Origin of the sequence: Prosthecobacter algae, assembly GCF_039542385.1 — a bacterium.
GTDB classification, from domain to species: Bacteria; Verrucomicrobiota; Verrucomicrobiia; order Verrucomicrobiales; family Verrucomicrobiaceae; genus Prosthecobacter; species Prosthecobacter algae.
Genome location: NZ_BAABIA010000001.1, coordinates 376,789 through 397,700 on the forward strand (window position 1 = coordinate 376,789; position 20,912 = coordinate 397,700).

Here is a 20,912-nt window from a genome sequence, read left to right on the forward strand (position 1 = left end):
CGGTGAATATCTTGGTGCCATCCATATGGTCAAGACATTCTTTGAATTGTCGGCAATGGGTGGCGCGGATTAAGGATAGAGGAGGTAACGCTGGCGGGCACTGCGGAAGGAGCTGATCCAGCCGCCCCAGCCGCCGACGATGCGGCTGGTGGGAACACCCTGCCGTAGGCTGCTGTAAAGAGATTCACTACCATAGACTTTGTGGAAAAGATTTAATTTGGAGCCGCTCATTCGGCCTAGCACCTTGCCTCCCGTCAGCCTGTTCAGCTCGCCGAGGAGCATAACGTCCAGGGCTGTCAGGTCGGCCTGGGCGCGTGGGGTGATGTTTAACCGCACGCCGCCGAACCCGTTGCGGGAATAAGGACTGAAGCTCACCCCGGGCATGTTCCAGCGCTGGCAGGCGGCCATCATGGCCTGGGGATTCACACCGCTGCCACCGGCATAACCAAAGGGATTTTCGGTGCCGATGCCGATGTCCACCGCCGAGCCGCCGCCCAGGATGCCGGTGGCGACATAGTATTGGGGAGAGGTGGCGTAGGGGATGTTGGGGGAGGTGCGGTACCAGCGCAGGCCGGTATCCTGCCAGACCATGTTGCGGCTCCAGCCCTGCATTTTTACCACGTTCAGGCGCGGGGCCTGGCTGATCCAGCCTTTGCTGGAGGTCATCATGGCCAGCTCACCCGCTGTCATGCCGTGCACGTAAGGCACCGGAATCTGGCCCACAAAAGATTTCCATTTCGCCTCCAGCGGCGGGCCTTCCACGCGCCAGCCACCCATGGGGTTGGGGCGGTCCAGCACGACGAAGTGTTTGCCATTTTCCGCACAGGCCTCCATGGCTACGGCCATGGTGCTGATGTAGGTGTAGCTGCGGCAGCCGATGTCCTGAAGGTCAAACACCAGCACATCGATGGGGGCCAGCATCTGCGGGGTAGGCTTCCGGGTGGGGCCGTAAAGAGAGTAAACTGTGAGGCCCGTCACGCTGTCCCGCCGGGTGCTGACGTGGATGCCGGCGCCGATGGTGCCATCAATCCCATGCTCGGGCGCATACAGGGCCGTGAGGGAGGAACCTAGCGCGCGCTGCATGACCACGCGGGTCATTTCACCCCGGCCATTGACACTGGTATGATTGGTAATCAGGCCCACACGTTTCCCTCGCAGGAGATCAAAGTTTCGCGAAGCCAGGAAATCGATGCCCAGCATGAACGGACCACCCTGCTGCATGGGCATGGGCTGCTGGGTTGGCATCATCTGGCACCCCGTGAGAAAGGCGGCACCGGAAAGAAGAAAGGAACGTCGTGAACCCATGCGGGCGACAGAGGCGGTGGCAGGTGCAACGGTCAAATGGAGAATGAAACAAGCTGCCACCTAGGGCTTGCAGAAGGCCCGATGTAGAAGCCAGGAAGCCAAGAAAAAAGCCACACCGTTGCGGGTGTGGCTTTTGAATCGGGCAGGTGGCGGATTACTCGCCAGGAAGAGGCTCGGTAGGCCAGGTTTCCACCCAAGGCAGGCCGTGCTCATTGAGGTCGGCCATGAAGGGATCTGGATTGAGCTGTTCGACGTTCCAAACGCCGGGCTGGCGGTACTCTTCGTTGGTGAGGAGCTGCTTCGCGGCGATCATGGCGGGCACACCGGTGGTGTAGCTGACGCCCTGGCTGTTCGTTTCCTTGTAGCAGTCTTCGTGGTCCTTGATGTTGTAAACGTAGTAGCGTTTGAACTCGCCATCCTTGCCCGTGCCTTCGATCCAGTTGCCAATGCAGGTCTTGCCTTTGGTATCCGCACCCAGGGTGCCTGGCTCAGGCAGCAAGGTCTTGAGGAATTCGATGGGGATGATCGGCACGCCTTTGTGGATCACGGGATCAATGCGGGTCATGCCCACGTTCACCAGCACTTCCATGTGCTTGATGTATTGATCGCCGAAGGTCATCCAGAATCGGGCGCGGCGGATGTCGAAATGGGTGGTCAGAGACTCCAACTCTTCATGGTAGAGGCAGTAGATGTTCTTGGGCCCGATGCCGTCCGGGAAGGGAAAACTGCGTTTGATTTCGAGCGGCTTGGTTTCCACCCAGGCACCGTTTTCCCAGTAGCGACCGTTGGCGGTGACTTCGCGGAGGTTGATTTCTGGATTGAAATTGGTGGCGAAGGCCTTGCCGTGATCACCCGCATTGCAGTCGAGGATGTCCAGCGTATCAATCTTGCTGAAGTGGTGCTTCAGCGCGTAGGCGGTGTAAACATTCGTCACGCCTGGGTCAAAGCCGCAGCCGAGCAGGGCGGTGAGGCCGGCAGCCTTGAATTTTTCCTGGTAGGCCCACTGCCAGTGGTACTCAAACTTGGCGACATCGCGAGGTTCGTAGTTCGCGGTGTCAATGTAATGCACACCAGCCTCAAGGCAGGCATCCATGATGGTGAGATCCTGGTAAGGAAGGGCCACATTGATGACGACCTTCGGTTGAAATTCCTTCAGCAGCTTCACCAGCTCCGGCACATTGTCCGCATCCACTGCGGCGGTCTGGATGGGGCGGCTCAATTCCGCCGCGATGCTGTCGCACTTGGATTTGGTGCGGGAGGCGAGCATGATCTCGCTAAACACGTCGGGGAGCTGAGCGCATTTGTGGGTGACCACGCGGCCAACGCCGCCTGCGCCGATGATGAGAACTTTTGCCATAGAGTCTGCAAGGGTGGCGGTGATGAAACGGGAGTCAAGCGACGCGGTGTGAAAGTAACTTTAGGACTCAAGGTGGGCCGCTGAGGGTTAGAAGTGGGCCGTTGGCGCTGTATTTTGATTTCCCAACCCACGTATCCACCTATCATTTCTCCCTTTCCCATGTTTTCTCTCGCTCATAAAACCGCTGTCATCACAGGTGCAGGCTCAGGCATCGGTCAGGCCATTGCTCTGCTTTTTGCCCGTCAGGGAGCCCATGTGGAGGTGCTGGATCTGAAACTGGAATCTGCTCAGGTGACCGTGGATCAAATCGTGGCGGAAGGCGGCAGCGCGCGGGCCATGGCCTGTGATGTGGGGGATCACGCTGGGGTGAAGAAGGTCTTTGATGAAATCAGCGTCCGCCGTCCACGGCTGGACATCCTGGTGAACAATGCGGGCATCGCTCACATTGGCACCGTCTTGACCACCACGGAGGCGGACATGGACCGGCTTTACCAGATCAACATCAAAGGGGTATTTAATTGTTCCCAGGCCGCCATTGAGAGAATGGTGGCCCAGGGCGGGGGTGTGGTGCTGAACATGTGCTCCATCGCTGCGGAGATGGGGCTGGCGGACCGTTTTGCCTACTCCATGACCAAGGGGGCTGTGCTGACCATGACCTACTCAATGGCCAAGGATTTCATCAAGCAGGGCATCCGCTGCAACTGCATCAACCCGGCCCGTGTGCACACGCCGTTTGTGGATGGCTATCTGGCCAAGACTTATCCGGGACAGGAAGCGGAAATGTTCCAAAAACTCAGCGAGGCCCAGCCCATCGGTCGCATGGCGCAGCCCTCCGAGATCGCCGCATTGGCTCTGTATCTGTGCAGCGACGAGGCGGGCTTCATCACCGGTAGCGCGTACCCCATTGACGGTGGCGCGGTGAACCTGAGGTGATGGATTTGACGGGATGATTTTTGACCAGGACCACCTGGGTGCGATGCTAAAACTGCTCATCGCTCCTGGGGGCTGGGAGGATGCGTGGCGGATTCGTTGCCAAGGTATTTTTTACCGTCTGGATTCAACGGCCTAGCGTGAGGGGATGAGTGAACATCCCATGTCTTTTCCCCCCGAGGCAGGATGGAACGAGGTCGAAGAAATATCTTCTTTGGCCGCCGACCCATACCCCCCGTCTTTCGCACCTGCTATCGAAGCACCCGCATCAGTTCAGAAACAGCCTCGTTTTAAGGCTCTTTGGCAGCGGATGGGGGGCGGCTCATTGCTGGTTTCCGTGGGCATTCACGCCGTCATCTTGGCCGTCGCTGGGTGGATGGTCTTGAGCGTGGCCCGCCCCGCCTCTCAGGTGGATTTCATCTCAGGGGGCGGTTCGAAAAGCGGTGCTGCGGCGGATCAGGCTTTGGAACATAAGGTGCAGCAAAGACGGCGGACGATGATGCAGCAAAAGCTGCCTAAACAACGCCTAGTTTCCACGAGCTTGAATTCGGCGATCACCCTGCCGGATGCACCTCCGGAGTTGCTGGACATTCCAGACTCCACTTCACTGCTGGGGAGCAAGGGCTCCCTGGGCCGTGGTATGGGGCTTTCCAGTGCTGGTTTTGGGACGGGAACAGGATCTGGAATCGGCCGTGGCAATATGCCGGGCATGACATTTCAGCCGATCTCCATGTTTGGCATGGAACTGAAAAACACCCGCAAAATCGCGGTGGTGATTGATGTCTCTCGTTCCATGACGCGATACCTACCTGCTGTGGTGAGTGAACTGGACAAAATCGCCCGCCAGAGCGTGCTGGTCATGCATTATGGCTGCGGCCTGCGGGAAGCCAAAGGACGTGTGGATGATAAGGTGCGGAAAGCCGAGGGAGAAGCCTTTGCAACGTTTTGGCAAAACTGGCAGGGCACAGCTTCCTTGCGCATGACTGAGGAGGAACGCCGTAAACTGAAGTATGATCCCGGGCAGCCCATGCCCCTGGCCCCGATCTACGAACGCCTGGCCAAAAGGCCTGGGACCTACTTCATCAACTTCAACGGAACCTCGCAAACCCAGGTGGCGCTGATGTCGAATGAGGTCCTGGATGCGGATACGATTTACTGGTTCGCCGATTTCCAGGATGCTGTTTCAGAAGAAGTGATGGGGGACGTGCTGCGTAAACTGAAGGGCCGCAAACAAAAGCTCTACATGCATGCGTCTTTGCGTGGCAAGGCCTTTGACCAAGTGCGTGAAGGGCTGGTGGTGCCGCTAGGTGGTGAAGTGATTGAGGCGCAGGTGGAAAAGTGAGCCCTGGGCTGGCTGAGAAGAACGATGTGTGGCCCTTGGTTTGCGGAGGGAGAAACATCTCGACAACTGGCCGCGTTTTCGTTTCTCTGCCCCAACGTATGAAACTGCCCTTCTTCCTCGCCTTTGCCCTCGCGGCTTCCTTTGCCAATGCTGAAAACTGGCCCAACTGGCGTGGCCCGAATCTGGACGGCTCCAGCCCGGAGAAAAATCTGCCCGCGAAGTTCAGCAAAACCGAAGGCGTGAAATGGGCCGTGGATGTGCCTGCCATCTCGGCCTCCGTGCCGGTGGTGTGGGGGGATAAAGTTTTCATCACGGCACCGATCGTGGATAAACAGCAGCTCGTGGGCCTGTGCTACGATGCGAAAACAGGCAAGGAGCTGTGGCGCAAGGTGGTCTCTGAAGGGGGACTGCAATGGGACAACAAGAGCAACCTCGCCAGCCCTTCATCCGTGACGGATGGGGAGCGTGTGGTGTTCCTGTTTGCGGATGCGGTAGCGGCCAGCTTTGACCTCGAAGGCAACCTCCAGTGGAAGCGCGATTTCAAGGAAACTCATGGTGCCTTTGCCACCCAGTGGACCTATGGCAGCAGCCCGATGATGGATGGAGGCAAGCTGTACATCCAGGTGTTGCAGCGCAATGAGACCTTTGAGTTTCAAGGTTTTCCCAAAGGCACTCCAGGCAAGGACATGACCAGCTACATCTTGGCCGTGGATCCTGCGACGGGCAAAGATGTGTGGAAACAACTGCGCAAAACCCCTGCGGAAGTGGAATCTCTGGAAGCCTTCAGCTCGCCTGTTTTCACCACGCATGCTGGCAAACGAGTGATGCTGATTTCTGGTGGTGACACGCTGACTTTGCACGATGCGGCTACGGGCGCTGAATACGCACGGCTGGCTACCTGGAACCTCGCAGGTGAAGGGTATAACAAATTCTTCCGTCTCGTGCCTTCGCCTGTCGTGGGTGATGGCATCGCGCTCGTCTGCGCGCCGAAAAACTCCCCGGTGTTTGCCATGCCGCTGGACAGCAAGGGCCAGGACGTGCCGCCGCTGTGGACCAGCAATCCGAAGGAAGTGACCACGGATGTTTCCACGCCCGCCTTCTATGAAGGCAGCTTTTACGTTCTGGACAGTGGCCGCCGCACGGTGAGTCGTGTGGAGCCGAAGACGGGCAAGGTGATCTGGACCGGTGAAACCGGCAGCAAGGCCAAGTTTGAGAGCAGCCCTACCGTGGCCGATGGCAAGATCTACATGACCAATTTCTGGGGCGAGGTCTATGTGGTCAAAGCGGGCGGTGACAGCTTCGAGCTTCTGAGCATGAATGAAATGGGCAATGGCAGCAAACCGAATGGCGACGCCGCAAGCTGCCGCAGCAGCATCGCCGCTGCCAATGGCTGCCTCTTCATCCGCACCCAGGACAAGCTGTACTGCGTGGGCCAGTGAGGTGTGGGAGCGATTCTGACACACTCCTTACAAGCCTCTTACCGGGAGCTGACGCATCTGAAAATGGATCGGTTATGATCACTGCACATTGAGGAACGCAAAGGCGGACTCAGTAACGAATTTCAGATAGTGGGTTGTCTTCTGGCTGTTGGTAACCTTCGAAAAATTTCAGGGCGGACCGAGTGGTCCGCCCTGATTTTTTTGGTGTGCAGCACCTGCTTTTCAAAAGCTAGGCAGGCAGGAGTGCCAGCTTCACTTTTACCGGATCAGGCCGCGGGCGATGATGGCATCCACCGGATTGAAGTCGTCAGTGAAGACTTGGCCATCGGTGGGAAGATACTGGGCCGGAACGTGGGTGCGCAGGATGCGGGCCTGCCAGGTGTTGTCGGGGAAGTGTTGGTCCAGGATCAGCTTGGAAAGGTCGTGATGAGAGGCCAGGACGATGACGTTCTGGGAGGTGGTACGATTGCCTTGAACGGCGAAGACTTGGAGGTGGGGGAACACTTCTTTCAGGGTGGCCAGCATGCCAGCGAGGAGCTCCGATTTCTCCCCCTGCACAGCGGAGATGACGTTCATGGTGTAAACGCCTTCCGGGGTGAGGTGATCTGAGATGAGCTGGAAAAATTCCTTGGTGGTGAGGTGGGCAGGGATGGCCTGCATGCCATTGTAAGCATCGCCAAAGATGAGGTCCCATTTTTTATCGCCGCTGGTGCGCAGGTAATGGCGGGCATCACCTGCCGAGGCTTTGACGCGTGGGTATTCATCCAGCTTGAAAAACTGGCGGCCGGTTTCGATCACGGCAGGGTCCAGTTCGGCCACATCCACCGTGGCTTCGGGGAAGGTGCGCGAGACTTCCTCCGGCATGCCAAAGGCACCAGCACCGATGAAGAGGGCACTCTGGATGGGCCGTTCTTGTAACATGGCCAGCCGCCAGTAGTGCTGGTAGGCCAGGATGAGATCTCCTGTGTCCGGGTTCATGCCGCCTTCGTGGGTGGAGTCCAGCTTCAGCAAGCGGCGGCGGTGCGGGCTCACGCCTTCCTCCGTCACCTGGATGCGGTGGTAAAAGGATTCGTGCTCGTAAATGACTCCTTGGGCCGGTGTGGGGGTGGAGAGCGAGCCAATGAGGGCGGCGATGACTCCTGCGACTAGAACCTTGGCCGATTGCGCGCTGCCTTTTCCGGTGAGAAAGAAGGCCACTAGAGCCAGGGCCAGCAACAGCACGGCGGTGCCGACGAAGATGCTGCGTACACCGAAATTCCCGAGCAGGAAAAAGCCCGAGAGGAAGGTGCCGACAAAGCTACCCAGCGAACCGAGCATGCTGATGGTGCCTGCGGCCCCGCCGATGTGGCTGTCCTGAGACGTGAGGCTGTAAAGACGCACTGCAGCGGGTGAAATGGCACCGAGCAGGGCCCCCGGCACGGCCAGGAGGAAAAGTGAAAACATAACGGGGCCATCAATGAGGCCGCCTTTGGCAAAAGCTGGGCCGAACCAGGTGCTGAGCGCCGGGATGAAAAAAGTCAGTACGGCCACGCCTGCCAGCAGCCAGCCCAGGACATCCAGCCCTGCCCGTTTATCTGCCAGTCGCCCACCCATGTAACCGCCGACACTGAAAGCGATGAGGATGACGCCGATGAGGGCCGTCCAGGTATAGACGCTGTTGCCGAACAGCGGTGAAAGCAGCCGTGCGGCGCTGATTTCGATGACCATCATGGAAGCTCCAGAAAAGAAGCAGGCAGCGCCCAAGAAAAGCCGGGTGGGACGAAGGCGGTCGGTGTTTCCCTGCGGGGAGGATGAGGCGGGCGTGGGGGCTTTGGACATCAGCGGGAAAAGTGTGTGCCGCCAGTATTCAGTGCTGCGGGATTGGCTGGCAAGATGAGATTCTCAACAGCCTCGGCAAAGTGGCCTGGGCTTTTCCCGTCACGACCTCAGTCGTTGTAGAAAACCAGGCTGGCGATCTTCCAGCCTTCGGGTGTCTTGACGAGCGTGAAGTAGTCGGTGCCCGTCACGATTTCACGGCCTTTGGTCAGCTTCCACCTGACGGCAGCCTGGGCCACACGGGTATCGCCGGAGATTTTCATGTCGGTGGGCACCTCGATCATGGGTTCGGGCGAGCGTTCATGCCCGAGCTTTTGACCGTGGATGAAATCCGTGAGGCCTTGGCTGTCGGTCTGGCCTTTGGCCCCGACGAAACTGATGCGGGCTGTGGGGTGAAAGCAGGCCTGGTAACCGGTCATGTCCTTCGCAGACCAGGTGGAAAAATAACGCTGCAGGAAGGATTCGATCTCGGGCTGGTCTGCGGGGGCCGCCGGGCTGCAAGCAGTGAGCAGCAAGCTGAGCCAAAGAGCAGAGAGGAAACGCATGGCCGTGGGGGCTTATTCCTCCACCTGCTCTTCAGGCACGCCCATGAGCGAAAGCAGGCGGTTGAGATCTTCGACTCCGTAGTAATCAATCTCGATGTGGCCTTTCTTCTCGGCATGACGCACGGAGACATTCGTCGTCAGGTGGTGCATGAGGCGCTGCTCCACAGAATCGATGGCGCTGTTGACTTCATTGTCGCCCAGCACCGGTTTTGGCGGTGGCGGGTTAAGGATGCCGCTGGCCAGCTTTTCAGCAGCACGGACGGTGAGGCCTTTTTTGACAATCTCGTCTGCGGCACGTTCCTGGTTTTCGGCATCCTTCAGGGTCAGCAGGACTTTGGCGTGGCCGGTGCTTAGCTTGCCAGTAGAGAGGAGATTCTGGACAGGGGAGGCGAGATCCAGCAGGCGCATGGTGTTGGCCACCGTGGCGCGGTTTTTACCCACACGCTGAGCGATGTCTTCCTGGCGCATAGAGAAGTCCTTGGCGAGGCGCTCATAAGCGCGGGCTTCTTCAATGGGGTTGAGGTCTTCGCGCTGCAGGTTTTCGATCAGCGCCATCTCCAGCACGTCTTTGTCAGACGCTTCACGGACGATGACCGGTACTTCCTTGAGACCGAGTTCACGGGAGGCGCGGAAACGGCGCTCACCCGCGATGAGTTCCAGCTTGCCGTTCACCTGACGGACAATCAGCGGCTGGATGATGCCATGCTCCTTGATGGACTCCATCAATTCTGCCAACTGCTCCTGCACGAATTCCTTGCGAGGCTGGAGGGGGCTGGGGACGATCTGTTCCAGACCGACGCGATTGACCACATCCCCAGGCGCAGGCTGGGCCAGGGCTGGCGGACGCAATGAGCTGCCCCCGGCCGGTTGTGCCGAGATCAGTGCTCCGAGTCCTTTTCCGAGTGCTGGTTTTGCCATAAGGGGTCGAGGTTAAAGACTCAGCCCCCGATGGCAAATGAGTTTTAGCTCTGATTAACCCTGTTCTTGTCAGAAAATGCTGACTTACCTCAAGGTTCTAGCCCTGGAGTGGAGGCGTAAATTCACCGACGGCGTGCGCAATCGCCTGGGATGGGGCCGTATTTACTCATCATCTCGGGCGCTGAGACCGGAACCGCTGAGCAAGATGCGGAAACCGACATCGGCCTCGCGGGCGGCAGGGGAGACCTTGCGGCGGTAGGAGGCAAGGAGCTGTTGGCGCTCCGAGGTGGTGAAGGCTGCTCCGCGGGCGACGCCTTCGGGGCTTGCGGCATCCCAGGGATCGGAAACCCATTCCCAGACGTTGCCCGAAAGGTCAAAAAGGCCACGGCTATCCGCGCGCAAGCTGGCCACAGGGGCCAGGGCGGCGGAGCCATCGTCGTAACCGAGCACAGATTTTTTGCCGGTGGGGTCAGCCGATTTGTCGAACAGGTTGGCGACTTTGGTCGTTGGGGCGGCGGTGAATCCCCAGGGGTAGATGCCTTCGATGCGGTTGCTGCGGTCGGCCGGAGTGGCTCCGACTTCACGGGGCAGGTAGGCGGCCATGCTCCATTCATCGTCGGTGGGCAGGCGGTACTCCTGGTCGGGCTCCAGCAGGCCTTTGCCACGCTCACGATCCGTCAGCCAGCGGCAGAATTGCTCGGCCTCGGCCCGGGTGATGTGGGTGACGGGCAGATTGGGGTCTGTATCCAGTACGCGACCTTCGACGGGTGGCAGATTGGCGCTGCGGGCGAATTCGGCGAAGTCTTTTCGCCGTGTCTCGATGGTGGCCAGCATGGCGCGGCCCATGGGCACCATTTTGATGTCCAGGCTGTTTTCCCAGGCCTTGCCAAAGACGACTGAGCCGGTGGCCTTGAGACGCAGGTTAAAGCTCATGGCCTGGCCTTCTTTGAGGTTGCCTCGGGCGAACTCGCTTTTGTAGCCCGGGAGCCGGATTTCGTAATCGAACTTGTCTGCCCGGACCCGTGCCAGTTGCAGCGGGGTGCGGCCCACGGATTGTTCACCATCAAATACTTCGGCTCCACGGGGTGTGCTGTCCAGGCTGATGCGGCCATACGGCACTCGCACGATTTCCGTGCGGACGGCATGCCAGTCGGAGCGGGTGGTGGTGCCTTTCTGCGGCGGGATGTTGGCCACGCGCCAGGCGTATTCGTGCTCAATGTCCAGGCGGCCGCTCTGGCGGTCGCGCGTGGTCATCCAGTCACAAAAGGCATCGGCATCCGCATCCTGAATCATGACACAGTTCAGTGTCTTTTTGTCTGGAGTGACAAACTGCACCACGCCGAATTCGGCAGGGCGCTGGGTGGCATTCTGGAACTCGAGGAAAAGGGTGACCTCCACGGGCAGGTCGGCAATATGGCGGTCCTTGCTGAAGGTGAACCACTGGCGATGGATGTTCTGCCAGGGGCGGCCTTTCTGCGGCGGCTGGGGCAGCGGTGGGGCGGCCTTGATCGGCAGTGGCAGCTCGTAGGCCCATTCTTTTTGGTATTTGGCCGCCGTGATTCCAGCCCCTGTGAGGGCAGAGCCCACCAGGGTGAAAACGGCGGCCCTGCTGAAGCGGCGGAAAAAGGTTTCAGGCCGTTTCTCACCTACCCTTTGCAGGGCTTCGGCAAATTCGCCTGCCGTTTGAAAGCGCTCCTTCAGATCTGGGGCGCAGGCTTTGCAGATGACTCGGTTTAGGTCCAGCCAGAAGGGCCACTCGTCGTCGCCGAGATTGATTGGGACCTCCGGGAATTCCATGCGGTCTTTCCCGCTGCTCATCTCATAGAGCACTTTGCCGAGGCTGTAGATATCGGCCTGGGCTGTGCCTGGACCCTCAGGCGGGACAAAGCCCTCCGTGCCGACGAAGGTGCGCTCACCAAACCCGGCCACGAGGCCGATGTCGGCCAGCTTGCAGACGCCGCCGCAGAAAATGATGTTGGAGGGCTTGATGTCGCGGTGGGTCAGGCCGCGGTTGTGCATGTAGTAGAGCGCATCGGCCAGATAGACTCCGGCATCCCGGCAGAAGATCAGGTCCAGTCGGCCATGTCTCTTCATGTCGGTGCCCAGCGTGCGGGGGACGTAGGTGTGTACGCTTTCGAAGTTCGGGCCTTCTTCTGCGTCGTCCGCCAGCTCCATCACGCAGTAGTAAAAGCCGCGGTCTTCATTCCAGCCGACGTGCAGGATGTGGACCATGCAGGGATGGCCACGGGAGATGGGCTCGAACTGCTGGATGCCCAGGAACTCGCGATGAAAGGTGCGGGTGAGTTCGAAGTCCTCACGCCAGACGATCTTCACGGCGCGATAGGCCCCGGTGACACTTTGCGCCAGCCAGACTTCGCCATAGGCCCCGGAGCCGATGCGTTTGATCAGCGTGTAGTCGGGAATGAGGATGTCATCCCGGTGGGAGGGCGGGCCGTCCTTGTCCCGGGGACCTCGGGGGCCACGCGGAGGGGCGGGGAGCTGAATGCCTGCCTGCGAGTCCGCAGGGGACGCTTCCTCATCACCGGAGGGACCCGGTGGGGGGAAGGGGACAGAGCCTGGTCGAGACATTCAGATTTAAAAACGATACGTGCCATTCTCCCAAGACTCAATCTTTGCCTGAGGGAACCGTGCAAAATCACGCACGACGCCAGCGGGCCAGCAGCAGGAGCAGCCAGCCCAGCATCATGAAGACCCCGCCAAAGGGGGTGACATAAACCAGCCATTTTGTCTGCGTGACTGCATGCAGATACAGAGAGCCGCTGAACAGAAGCACGCCAGCAAACAGAAAGTTCCAGGCCCAGGTGCCGCGTTTGCCTCCAGCCGCACCTGCCAGGGCCAGGGTGGCAAGGAGGATGGCATGCGGCAGGTGGTAGCTGACACCCGTCTTCCAGTTTTCCAAGGTGCCTGCGGCGAGCATGGCATCATGGAGCTTTCCATGGGCACCCGATGCACCCAGCCAGATGGAGGTGAGCCCCAGGAAGGCGGAGAGCCGGAAACGTAGCGTGTCTGGTTGCATGGCCACCACGGGAGACGGGCGTTTGGGAAATGCAAATCAAGAAAACAAAACCGCCCCAGAAGCTCAAGGCTCTGGGGCGGTGGCAAGTGGCGGTCTGGCCTCACCGATTAGCGGCCAAAGAAGAAGCTGGCGGCAGCGCGGTGGTGTGGCGGGATGGGGAAGCTCGGGCGACGGCTGCTGTGGTGGTACCCGTGACTGTGGCCATGATGGGTGGAGCGTGAGTAGCAACTGCGGCAGGAGCTGTGGCTGCTGTGCTGGGTCACCCAATGGCCGATGGGATGACCGTAGCGGTCATAGCCGCAGATCTGGTAGACGGAGTAGATCGGTGCCCCACATGGGTGGTAGCTGACGATGCGGCGGTCATTGTGACAGTAGTCCCGGGCGCTCGATTCCGTGGGGGTGATAAAGCCGATACCGGTGACAACAGCGAGGATGGCGATGATCTTTTTCATAGTGATGAACTTGAGTTCAGTGCTTCTGACTGGATGGCCGAAAAACTTATTCAGGCCGCCGTTAATTTTTTTGAGAGGTCATCTTTCCAGCCTGGGGCGGGCATTGGGGCTTGTGATCCGTTGGCGTTGAAAATCTCGCATGAGTCCGGCGAACCCATCGTCTGGCATGAATAAGATTCCGTTTTCACCCCAAGATTATTTATCAAACTATTTGTTAGGTTGCGCCGTTTTGGCTTCCCCGTTCATGTCCTTGGGGAGGGGGCGGGAATGATCGCGTGGGTGTTTCTGGTTTATCTCGGGGTGTGGCTGCTGCCTGTCTGGCTGCCTGTTCTCGTGGGTGTCCTGATGCCGGGATTGCGCACAGGGCCTCGAGCGGTTCTCGTCCTTTCTGGCCTGCTCACTGGCCTTTATGCATCAGGAAGACGGGTTGAGGGTGTGGCAGTGGACCTTTCCAGCTTGGTCGCCGGGCATGTTTCCACCCTGGTTTTGTCGGCCTGCCTGATCCTTACAGGTCTCTGTTTCATCATCGTGCATCGTCATGTCCGTGACCGAAAAACCTGCACTCCAGCCGGCGTTTTGAGCCTGGTGTTTTTGTCTGCCACAGTGCCGGTTTGGTGGCGGCTGCTTGGCCTGTGAGGGCATTAAAAAAGCGGTGCTCCTGACAGGCAGGGGCACCGCTTCTGAAAAGGAGTTAACCTCAGTTTTCGAATTTCTTCACCAGCAGGGCGGAGTTGTGACCGCCGAAACCGAAGCTGTTGCTCAGCGCGGCATTCACCTTGGCAGCACGGGCTGTGTTGGCCACGATATCCACGTCCACTTCAGGGTCCAGGTTTTCCACGTTGATGGTCGGAGGGACGATCTGGTCACGGATGGCCAGGATACAGGCGGCGAGTTCGATGCCGCCCGCAGCGCCTAACAAGTGACCTGTCATGGACTTCGTGCCGGAGACGAGGAGGCCCTTCTGAGCGTATTCGCCGAAGGTGCGCTTGATGGCCCGCAGTTCGCACATGTCACCCACCGGGGTGGAGGTGGCATGCGCATTCACATACTGCACATCGGTCGGGTTCATCTTCGCATGGCGGAAGGCCATCTCCATGCACTTGGAGGCACCGAGACCTTCGGGATGCGGGGCGGTGAGGTGGTAGGCATCCGCCGTGACGCCGTAACCGGCGAGCTCAGCATAGATGGTGGCACCGCGTTTTTTGGCGTGCTCCAGTTCTTCAATGACGACCACGCCGGCACCTTCACCCATGACAAAACCATCGCGGCCGGTATCCCACGGACGGGAGGCGCGCTCAGGGTCGTCATTGCGCATGGACAGGGCCTTCATGTTGGCAAAGCCAGACAAGCCGCAGGGACGGATGGAGGCCTCAGAACCACCGCAAACGATGGCATCGGCATCGCCGAATTTGATGATGCGCCAGGCTTCGCCAATGTTGTTGTTGGAGGTGGCGCAGGCGGTGGTGATGCACATGTTCGGCCCCATGAAACCAAACTCAGTCGCGATCATGCCGGTGGCGATGTTCGTGATCATCATCGGGATGAGAAACGGGGAGACGCGATTCGGGCCTTTGTTCAAAAGGATCTCATACTGCGTTTCGATGGTGCTCAGACCACCGATGCCGCTGCCGACCATGACACCGATGCGGTGTGGGTCCAGGCTGTCGGGGTTGAGACCGCTGTCCTTGACGGCCATCTTGGAGGCGGCCATGGCGAGCTGGAAAAAGCGGTCAGCACGGCGGGCTTCCTTATGATTGTTGAAGTAAGGGGTGGGATCGAAGTCCACCACCTCACCCGCGATTTTGCAATCATAGTTGGTGGTGTCCATGCTCTGGATGCGGCGAATGCCGCTCTTTCCAGCCTGGAGATTTTTCCAGAAATCGTCCTTGTTGTTCCCCAGGGGAGAAACAGTTCCGATTCCAGTGATAACGACGCGACGTTCGGTCATGTTGGGCAGTTGATGGGGTGAGTTGGAGTGCTCAGAGAACACGCTTTGCCCATGGGGGCAAGAGATTTCAATGGCTGCAATTCCTGGTACTGATACAGCGGATTACGACGCAAACCGCCCTCCAGACGGCTGAGAACGGGGTGAAGAGGAGGGCCCCCGTTGGGGCAAATGCCTGCTTTTTTCACTGGAGTCTATTTTTGTTAGGGCCGCCGAGACGGATCGCCACAAAAAACAGGCGGAGCCTGGGCTCCGCCTGTGGGTGAGTGCGTTTTCACATGGAAAACGCGAATGGCTCGAAAGAGATTATTTCTCCTCTTTGCCGTTCAGGTTCTTGGTGCTGGCATTTGTGCTGCCCGTGGTGCTGCCTGCGGTGCCAGGTCCGGTGCCGTTTTTACCCACACCGGTAGAACTGCTGGCATCGCGCGTTGCCTCAATATTGGCGGGACGGGCGGCGGCAAATTCCTCAATGCTGAGGCTTGCGTCCGCATTCACGTCCAGTTCCTTAAAACGAATCTCTTTATTGGGAGATTCTTGGGGCTTGGCATCGTTGTTCTTGCCGGTGATACCACCGGTGCTGCCGGTGGTGCTGCCTGCGGTGCCTGGGCCCGTGCCGTTCTTGCCCACACCGGTGGAACTGCTGGCATCGCGTGCAGGGTTGGCTTCGGCTTCCGAGTAGGAAGCGAACTCCAGGATGCTGATCAGCCGGTCTTTGTTGGTATCGAGTTTTTCGAATTGCTCCAACACACCTTTGGGGAGTTTTGCCGCGTCATCGACACGGGATGGATCGGCAGTCGCCGTGGCTGCCGCGTCTTTGGTATCGACCTTTTTTTCCTCGGTCGCCGTCGGAGTTGCAGCCTTGGCTGGCTGCCCGGCAGGAGCCTGAGCCAGCATCAGAGACGGGGCTAAAAACAGGCCAGCAGCGGCCAAGGGGAGATAGGATGATTTTTTCATGGGTTTCTTAAATGGAAGGTTTTTGGGTTTGGATGTTTCCCGCAGCCTTGCGTCAGTTGTATGCAAGCGGCCTGAGCCCGCTGCGGGTCCAAGTGAAATTCGTCCCCCATGCACGAAACGGCCCCCTTGCCGTCAAGAAAGTCCATTCAGTTCTCGATCTGTCGGTCTCGCTGTGATGCCCAATTTTTACATACCTTTGGTTAATAGGTAATGCTTCGGCTTCCCATGGCGCTGTTTGTTCGTCAGCGGTGGCAGGTCCAGGTGAAAGAGATGGCGCAGGGTTTTGTCGTGCTGCTTCAGGGCTCGGCGTGCCTCTTCTTGCAAGGCCAGCCAGCGCCGCCATGGATGGGCGGGGGCGTGAGTGATGTGGCGGAGCAGGCTCAACCATTCCACGTAGGCGCGGGAGATGTCGCCCTCGGCCACTTCCTGGCGCAGCTCGCGGGTGCCGGGGCGTTCCGGGTGCAGGAGGGTATCCAGCAGTTCGGCAGCGCCTTCGCCATAGTCCAGCGGCAGGCCATTTTCCAGGTAACCGGGATGATTGATGAAGCCGTACGTATTCCGGCAGGCAGCGCCGAGCCGTTCAGATCCGCAGGCCACGGGCAGATCAAATTTGGTGCCGCTGCGCAGGTTGGCCATGTGAGGGATGATTTCATCCACGGGGTAACCTTCATCCTCCAAAGCGGCCGCGATGGCCAAACCTTCGCCTCCTTGGAAGAAGGAGAAGATTTCGCCCCGCCGAGTCGGCGTGCCAGCTTCATCAATGAGGCCCAGCGAGCGCCAAGCGTGAATTGGGGAGCCGGGCCGCGGTTGACGATCTGTGGCTGTGGTGGCCGTTTCATCCACGTGAACACCGGTGTCATTTTTCACCACTATGGTGCGCTCCCGGGGCTGAAACAGCGGGCGGTCATGGGAATCGTGATACACCGGCACTTCGACCTCGCCGAGGTCAAAGATGGCGAAGACGAGGCCTTCCTTGGCGACGGTGCCGGTGAGGCGCGGGAGTGCCTCGGCAAAGACATCGCCGTTTTGACCTTCCAACAGAGTAGCTGCGAGGGCAGGGGAGTGCAGGATCTCGATCTCCTCCAATGGTACCGATTCCACTTGGCGTGGCAGTTTCAGCAGCTTGCGCAGGCTTTTTGTGGGGCGCAGATTTTCCGGGGTTTCCTCCAAAGGCTGCCCCAGGGGAATCTCAACGCCATAGCGATCTTTTCCGATTTTTCCCACCCGCCCAATGCCGTGGGCAAAGCGCGCCACGAAACCAGGGATGCTCAGCGCGGGGCCGATTTTGTCCACGCTCGCCAGCCAGGCGCTGCCTAACGGTAAGCGTTGCAAGGGGGTGTTGGCGCGGCGTTCCCACGCACCTTTGGAATTGAGGATCTGCTTCTCCGTCGCCTCCAGGCCAAAGAGCGCCTTTTCCGTCTTGGGTGAATGCATGGTCTCCGGAGCATTTTCTTCCAGGCCTAACAATGGCGGGGCCTTGGCATACAGGCGGCCTGCGAAGTGTTCCGCCGCCTGAAACGTGTAGGCCCCAGTCTGGGAGGCGTGCTTCATGACGCGGAGGAAAATGGGCCATGCGAGAAGCTCGCCACGGTGCAGGCGAGCGGGCCGGGCATCCATCAGCGTGGGACTCTGGCGGGTGGTGACGACGAAGCCTTTTTCATCCAGGCCCCGGCGGCCTGCTCGGCCATACATTTGCAGCAGTTCATCCGGGGTCAGTTTGTGCTCAGCCTTGCCATCGTGAAAAGTGGTGGCGGCCACATGTACACTGCGGACGGAGAAATTGATGCCGGCGGAAAGGCCCATGGTGGCCACGATGACCCGGAGTTGCCCGGCTTTGGCTAGGGGCTCGATGACACCTGCCCTGGCGGCATAAGATAGGCCGCTGTGGTGGAAGGCGATGCGTTTTTCCAATAGGGCCGTGAGGTCCTTGCCACACACCGCGCGTTGCTCATGGGTGAGATCCAGAGATTCGCCATGAGGGAGATCTGCCGCCAGCCTGCGGGCGATGGATTCCGCCTCTTTCCGCCGAGGAGAAAATATCAGGAGTGGGGCGAGATCTGCCAGCATCACAGCGGCGGCGAACTTGGGCCAAAAGTGCTCAAAGTGCCGCGCCATCCGCTGGGGTAGGGCTTCCCAGGGGGCCTCCTCCAGTGGCACGGGACGTTCTTTGGTCTGCACCACCTCGGCAGAGCGGCCCAGGCGTCGCAGCCAAGTCACGATGTCGTCCGGATTGGCTACGGAGCCGCTCAAAAGCAGGAGGCGTGTCTCCGCCGGGGCCAGGGCGATGGCGGCCTCGTAATGACTGCCCCGGGCGGAATCCGCGATCATTTGATACTCATCAATGACCAGCATGGCTGGGCCTTCGCCCCGAACGAGGCGCTCGAGCTGGGTTTCCAGCGTGGCCACCACCACCGGCGCGCCGACGTTTTCAGACACATCTCCCGTGGCGATGCCGACATCCCATTTGGCTTCTTTCCACTCGGCGTATTTATCATTGGCCAGGGCGCGGGTGGGCACGGTGTAAACGGCCTGGCCCTGGAGCGATCGCGACTGATGCAGCAGTTCGAAAATGTAAGTTTTCCCCGCTCCCGTGGGTGCGCTGACCACCACATCCGTGCCATCGCGCAGCAGGTTGACGGCCTGATGCTGCCAGAGATCAGGGAGCTTGAGGGTGTTCAAGGAAGGAAGCATTGGAAGACGCGTCTGTTCTGGTTACGAACGGGAAGCTGCGGGCGCAAGAAATGGATGCCTCTCCCGCGATCATTCTGCGTTCTTGAGACTGGCTGCGCTCTCAAGGGTTTGAATTGCTCGTCACCAGATTTTCAAGGGGTAATGACGCGCGATGCCTTCATAATCCCGATCCTGATGAAGCAGGTGGGCATCTTGAAGAATGGCAGTGGCTGCAATCAGGCAGTCCATCGTGCTACGAATCGTGAGTCCTTTTGCCCGACACCCACGATAAATTTCAGCCGCATATTCATAGACCGCCCGATCCATGATGAGGTATTCGGGTAGCTCAAAGAGCTTGGCTATCTTCCTATGATCCTTGTCACTGCGAATGCCCTGCAAGACCTCTGTCACGATGGGGCCGCAGAGACAAATATCGGCCTCCAGTTCGATGAGCCGATGCAATTTAAGCCCGGTTTCATCGGTGGTATCACGAAAGAAACTGATCCAGGCACTGGTGTCCGGGAGGATCTTAAAACTCACGGGTTTTTCTCGTTTCGTTTAAATCTCCACTCCAAGTCACCTTGCCATGTAAGCTAAGTAACTCTTTCATTTTGGATCTTCTGACGACCTCCTTCAGAGCATAGTGAACCACCCCGGCCTTGGTCTTGATGCCGGTGATTTCCTGAGCGGCCGACACCAAGGGGGTTTCCATGACGATGTTAGTCCTGGTGGTTTCAATTTCCTCGTGTGGCTCTGAATCGTCTTTAGGGCTTCGCTTCTTCATACACATAAATCATTAAAATGATGTGTATTTGCAAGCGATTTTGTTTTTGCTTTCCTCTGAGGGCAACCTCACTGCAAGATACTGCTGCTAACCCCTGTTCCTTGCCTCCGCTCATGAAGTCCTGCCTCGTTACCCTTCTCGCTCTCACGGCCCTGTCCGCCCAGGCCGCGCCCACGTTTAAAAAAATGACCCTCTCGGAGGAATTCGTGGCGGAGGGGGCGCACTTTGCGGATTTCGATCACGATGGTGACAACGACATCTGTGCGGGACCCTACATCTGGAAGGGCCCAGATTTTAAAGAGCGCGTGGAATACACCAAGCCTGCCGACAAGGCTTATGATCCGGGCAAGGGCTACAGCGACTATTTCCTGACCTACACCCATGATTTCAACAGCGATGGCTGGAGTGACATTCTGGTCTTTTCCTGGCCAGGCAAGGAGACCTGGGTTTTTGAGAACCCGCAGAACAAAGGTGGTCACTGGACGCGCCACACCATTTTTGATGTCACAGATAATGAGTCCCCCACGCTGGGCGACATGAACGGCGATGGCAAACCCGAGCTGGTCTGCCACACGAGTGCCGGTGTCCAGCCTTCCAAAGGTGGCCGCCTGGGCTTTGCGGAGATTGACTGGGCTGCCCCGTTTGGCAAGGCCCGCTTCCGCCCCATCACCCCAGTGACTGAGGAGAATGATAAGAAATATTTCCGCTACACTCATGGTTATGGCTTTGGCGATGTGAATGGCGATGGCCGTGCGGATTTGCTGACCAAAGAAGGCTGGTTTGAGCAGCCGGCAGACATGAAGGAAGACAAAGACTGGGTTTTCCACGCGGCAGCTTTTGCCCCTGAAGGCGCACGCGGCGGTTCCTTCATCCTGGTCAATGATGTGAATGCCGATGGTCGCAACGACGTCATCAGCAGCCATGATGCGCACGGCTTTGGCCTGAGCTGGTATGAGCAGAACAAAGATGGCAGCTTCACCGCGCACAAGCTCATGGGCAGCACGGTGGAAGACAGCCCGGTGGGCGTGAAATTCAGCCAGCTCCACGCCATGCAGCTCGCCGACATGGATGGCGATGGCGTGCTGGATCTGGTGACAGGCAAGCGCCGCTGGGCCCACGGCCCGCTGAAGGACGATGAGCCGAATGCTGCCCCGGTGCTCTACTGGTTCAAGATCAAGCCTGACGGCAAAGGTGGAGCCTCCTTCACGGCGAACCTCATTGACGACAACAGCGGTGTGGGCACCGAAGTGACCCCTGGCGATGTCAACAAAGACGGCAAGCTGGATGTCGTGATAGGCAACAAAAAAGGCGTCTTCGTCTTCCTCCAGGAATAACCAAATTTGTGTTTTTGGGCCTCCCACGTGCAAAAAGTGATTGCCGTGCGGAGGCCTTTTCTCTGTAATTCCCCGCGTTTCTCCC

Annotated in this window: 17 protein-coding genes; 4 read left to right on the forward strand and 13 right to left on the reverse strand. The window is 58.8% G+C overall.

Annotation, left to right across the window (positions count from 1 at the left end; translation table 11 throughout):
• Positions 1–69: 69 nt before the first annotated feature.
• A complete protein-coding gene (locus tag ABEB25_RS01430) occupies positions 70–1,305 on the reverse strand; it encodes an exo-beta-N-acetylmuramidase NamZ family protein (protein WP_345734592.1) in 1,236 nt (411 codons plus the stop codon).
• A gap of 154 nt (positions 1,306–1,459) precedes the next feature.
• Positions 1,460–2,662: a saccharopine dehydrogenase family protein gene (locus ABEB25_RS01435; protein WP_345734593.1), complete on the reverse strand. Its 1,203-nt coding sequence runs from the start codon at positions 2,660–2,662 to the stop codon at positions 1,460–1,462.
• A 159-nt stretch (positions 2,663–2,821) separates the two neighbouring features.
• Here ABEB25_RS01435 and ABEB25_RS01440 point away from each other — a divergent pair, with 159 nt between their 5' ends.
• The 3 genes from ABEB25_RS01440 (at position 2,822) to ABEB25_RS01450 (ending at position 6,373) form a co-directional block, all read left to right on the forward strand.
• Positions 2,822–3,595, forward strand: coding sequence for an SDR family NAD(P)-dependent oxidoreductase (locus tag ABEB25_RS01440; protein WP_345734594.1), 774 nt, complete (start codon positions 2,822–2,824; stop codon positions 3,593–3,595).
• A 334-nt stretch (positions 3,596–3,929) separates the two neighbouring features.
• Positions 3,930–4,934, forward strand: coding sequence for a hypothetical protein (locus ABEB25_RS01445; RefSeq protein ID WP_345734595.1), 1,005 nt, complete (start codon positions 3,930–3,932; stop codon positions 4,932–4,934).
• Positions 4,935–5,032: 98 nt separating this feature from the next.
• Positions 5,033–6,373, forward strand: coding sequence for an outer membrane protein assembly factor BamB family protein (locus ABEB25_RS01450; RefSeq protein WP_345734596.1), 1,341 nt, complete (start codon positions 5,033–5,035; stop codon positions 6,371–6,373).
• Positions 6,374–6,631: 258 nt separating this feature from the next.
• Here the strand turns inward: ABEB25_RS01450 and ABEB25_RS01455 are convergent, their stop codons facing one another.
• The 11 genes from ABEB25_RS01455 to ABEB25_RS01505 form a co-directional block, all read right to left on the reverse strand.
• The gene (locus ABEB25_RS01455; RefSeq protein ID WP_345734597.1) at positions 6,632–8,191 is read right to left on the reverse strand and encodes a fused MFS/spermidine synthase; all 1,560 of its coding nucleotides are present in this window, start codon (positions 8,189–8,191) and stop codon (positions 6,632–6,634) included.
• Between the two features lie 107 nt (positions 8,192–8,298).
• A complete protein-coding gene (locus tag ABEB25_RS01460) occupies positions 8,299–8,733 on the reverse strand; it encodes a nuclear transport factor 2 family protein (protein ID WP_345734598.1) in 435 nt (144 codons plus the stop codon).
• A gap of 12 nt (positions 8,734–8,745) precedes the next feature.
• Positions 8,746–9,582 carry a ParB/RepB/Spo0J family partition protein gene (locus tag ABEB25_RS01465; RefSeq protein WP_345734599.1) on the reverse strand — a complete coding sequence of 279 codons (837 nt, stop codon included), beginning with the start codon at positions 9,580–9,582 and terminating at the stop codon, positions 8,746–8,748.
• A 231-nt stretch (positions 9,583–9,813) separates the two neighbouring features.
• Complete coding sequence (locus ABEB25_RS01470) at positions 9,814–12,240, reverse strand: SUMF1/EgtB/PvdO family nonheme iron enzyme (protein ID WP_345734600.1); 2,427 nt, start codon at positions 12,238–12,240, stop codon at positions 9,814–9,816.
• A 67-nt stretch (positions 12,241–12,307) separates the two neighbouring features.
• Positions 12,308–12,688, reverse strand: a complete 381-nt coding sequence (locus ABEB25_RS01475; protein ID WP_345734601.1) for a DUF423 domain-containing protein — start codon at positions 12,686–12,688, stop codon at positions 12,308–12,310.
• Positions 12,689–12,795: 107 nt separating this feature from the next.
• Complete coding sequence (locus ABEB25_RS01480; protein WP_345734602.1) at positions 12,796–13,140, reverse strand: hypothetical protein; 345 nt, start codon at positions 13,138–13,140, stop codon at positions 12,796–12,798.
• 697 nt (positions 13,141–13,837) lie between these two features.
• Positions 13,838–15,088, reverse strand: coding sequence for a beta-ketoacyl-ACP synthase II (gene fabF, locus ABEB25_RS01485; protein ID WP_345734603.1), 1,251 nt, complete (start codon positions 15,086–15,088; stop codon positions 13,838–13,840).
• A gap of 303 nt (positions 15,089–15,391) precedes the next feature.
• Entirely contained in the window at positions 15,392–16,039 is a 648-nt protein-coding gene (locus ABEB25_RS01490; protein ID WP_345734604.1) for a hypothetical protein, read from the reverse strand.
• Between the two features lie 186 nt (positions 16,040–16,225).
• Positions 16,226–18,730, reverse strand: coding sequence for a DEAD/DEAH box helicase (locus ABEB25_RS01495; protein ID WP_345734605.1), 2,505 nt, complete (start codon positions 18,728–18,730; stop codon positions 16,226–16,228).
• Between the two features lie 120 nt (positions 18,731–18,850).
• Positions 18,851–19,249, reverse strand: coding sequence for a type II toxin-antitoxin system VapC family toxin (gene vapC / locus ABEB25_RS01500; protein ID WP_345734606.1), 399 nt, complete (start codon positions 19,247–19,249; stop codon positions 18,851–18,853).
• Positions 19,239–19,493: a type II toxin-antitoxin system VapB family antitoxin gene (locus ABEB25_RS01505; RefSeq protein ID WP_345734607.1), complete on the reverse strand. Its 255-nt coding sequence runs from the start codon at positions 19,491–19,493 to the stop codon at positions 19,239–19,241. The genes vapC and ABEB25_RS01505 overlap by 11 nt, the downstream gene beginning before the upstream one ends.
• A gap of 113 nt (positions 19,494–19,606) precedes the next feature.
• On the opposite strand from ABEB25_RS01505, the gene ABEB25_RS01510 reads away from it, so the two are divergent.
• Complete coding sequence (locus tag ABEB25_RS01510) at positions 19,607–20,827, forward strand: FG-GAP repeat domain-containing protein (RefSeq protein WP_345734608.1); 1,221 nt, start codon at positions 19,607–19,609, stop codon at positions 20,825–20,827.
• Positions 20,828–20,912 lie beyond the last annotated feature (85 nt).

Excerpts from the sequence above, each read along its gene's own strand:
- ABEB25_RS01510 (WP_345734608.1), top strand. The coding sequence starts at position 19,607 with ATGAAGTCCTGCCTCGTTACCCTTCTCGCTCTCACGGCCCTGTCCGCC.
- ABEB25_RS01505 (WP_345734607.1), bottom strand. The coding sequence starts at position 19,493 with ATGAAGAAGCGAAGCCCTAAAGACGATTCAGAGCCACACGAGGAAATT.
- ABEB25_RS01495 (WP_345734605.1), bottom strand. The coding sequence starts at position 18,730 with ATGCTTCCTTCCTTGAACACCCTCAAGCTCCCTGATCTCTGGCAGCAT.
- fabF (WP_345734603.1), bottom strand. The coding sequence starts at position 15,088 with ATGACCGAACGTCGCGTCGTTATCACTGGAATCGGAACTGTTTCTCCC.
- ABEB25_RS01475 (WP_345734601.1), bottom strand. The coding sequence starts at position 12,688 with ATGCAACCAGACACGCTACGTTTCCGGCTCTCCGCCTTCCTGGGGCTC.
- ABEB25_RS01490 (WP_345734604.1), bottom strand. The coding sequence starts at position 16,039 with ATGAAAAAATCATCCTATCTCCCCTTGGCCGCTGCTGGCCTGTTTTTA.
- ABEB25_RS01480 (WP_345734602.1), bottom strand. The coding sequence starts at position 13,140 with ATGAAAAAGATCATCGCCATCCTCGCTGTTGTCACCGGTATCGGCTTT.
- ABEB25_RS01440 (WP_345734594.1), top strand. The coding sequence starts at position 2,822 with ATGTTTTCTCTCGCTCATAAAACCGCTGTCATCACAGGTGCAGGCTCA.
- ABEB25_RS01455 (WP_345734597.1), bottom strand. The coding sequence starts at position 8,191 with ATGTCCAAAGCCCCCACGCCCGCCTCATCCTCCCCGCAGGGAAACACC.
- ABEB25_RS01450 (WP_345734596.1), top strand. The coding sequence starts at position 5,033 with ATGAAACTGCCCTTCTTCCTCGCCTTTGCCCTCGCGGCTTCCTTTGCC.
- ABEB25_RS01460 (WP_345734598.1), bottom strand. The coding sequence starts at position 8,733 with ATGCGTTTCCTCTCTGCTCTTTGGCTCAGCTTGCTGCTCACTGCTTGC.
- ABEB25_RS01430 (WP_345734592.1), bottom strand. The coding sequence starts at position 1,305 with ATGGGTTCACGACGTTCCTTTCTTCTTTCCGGTGCCGCCTTTCTCACG.
- ABEB25_RS01435 (WP_345734593.1), bottom strand. The coding sequence starts at position 2,662 with ATGGCAAAAGTTCTCATCATCGGCGCAGGCGGCGTTGGCCGCGTGGTC.
- ABEB25_RS01470 (WP_345734600.1), bottom strand. The coding sequence starts at position 12,240 with ATGTCTCGACCAGGCTCTGTCCCCTTCCCCCCACCGGGTCCCTCCGGT.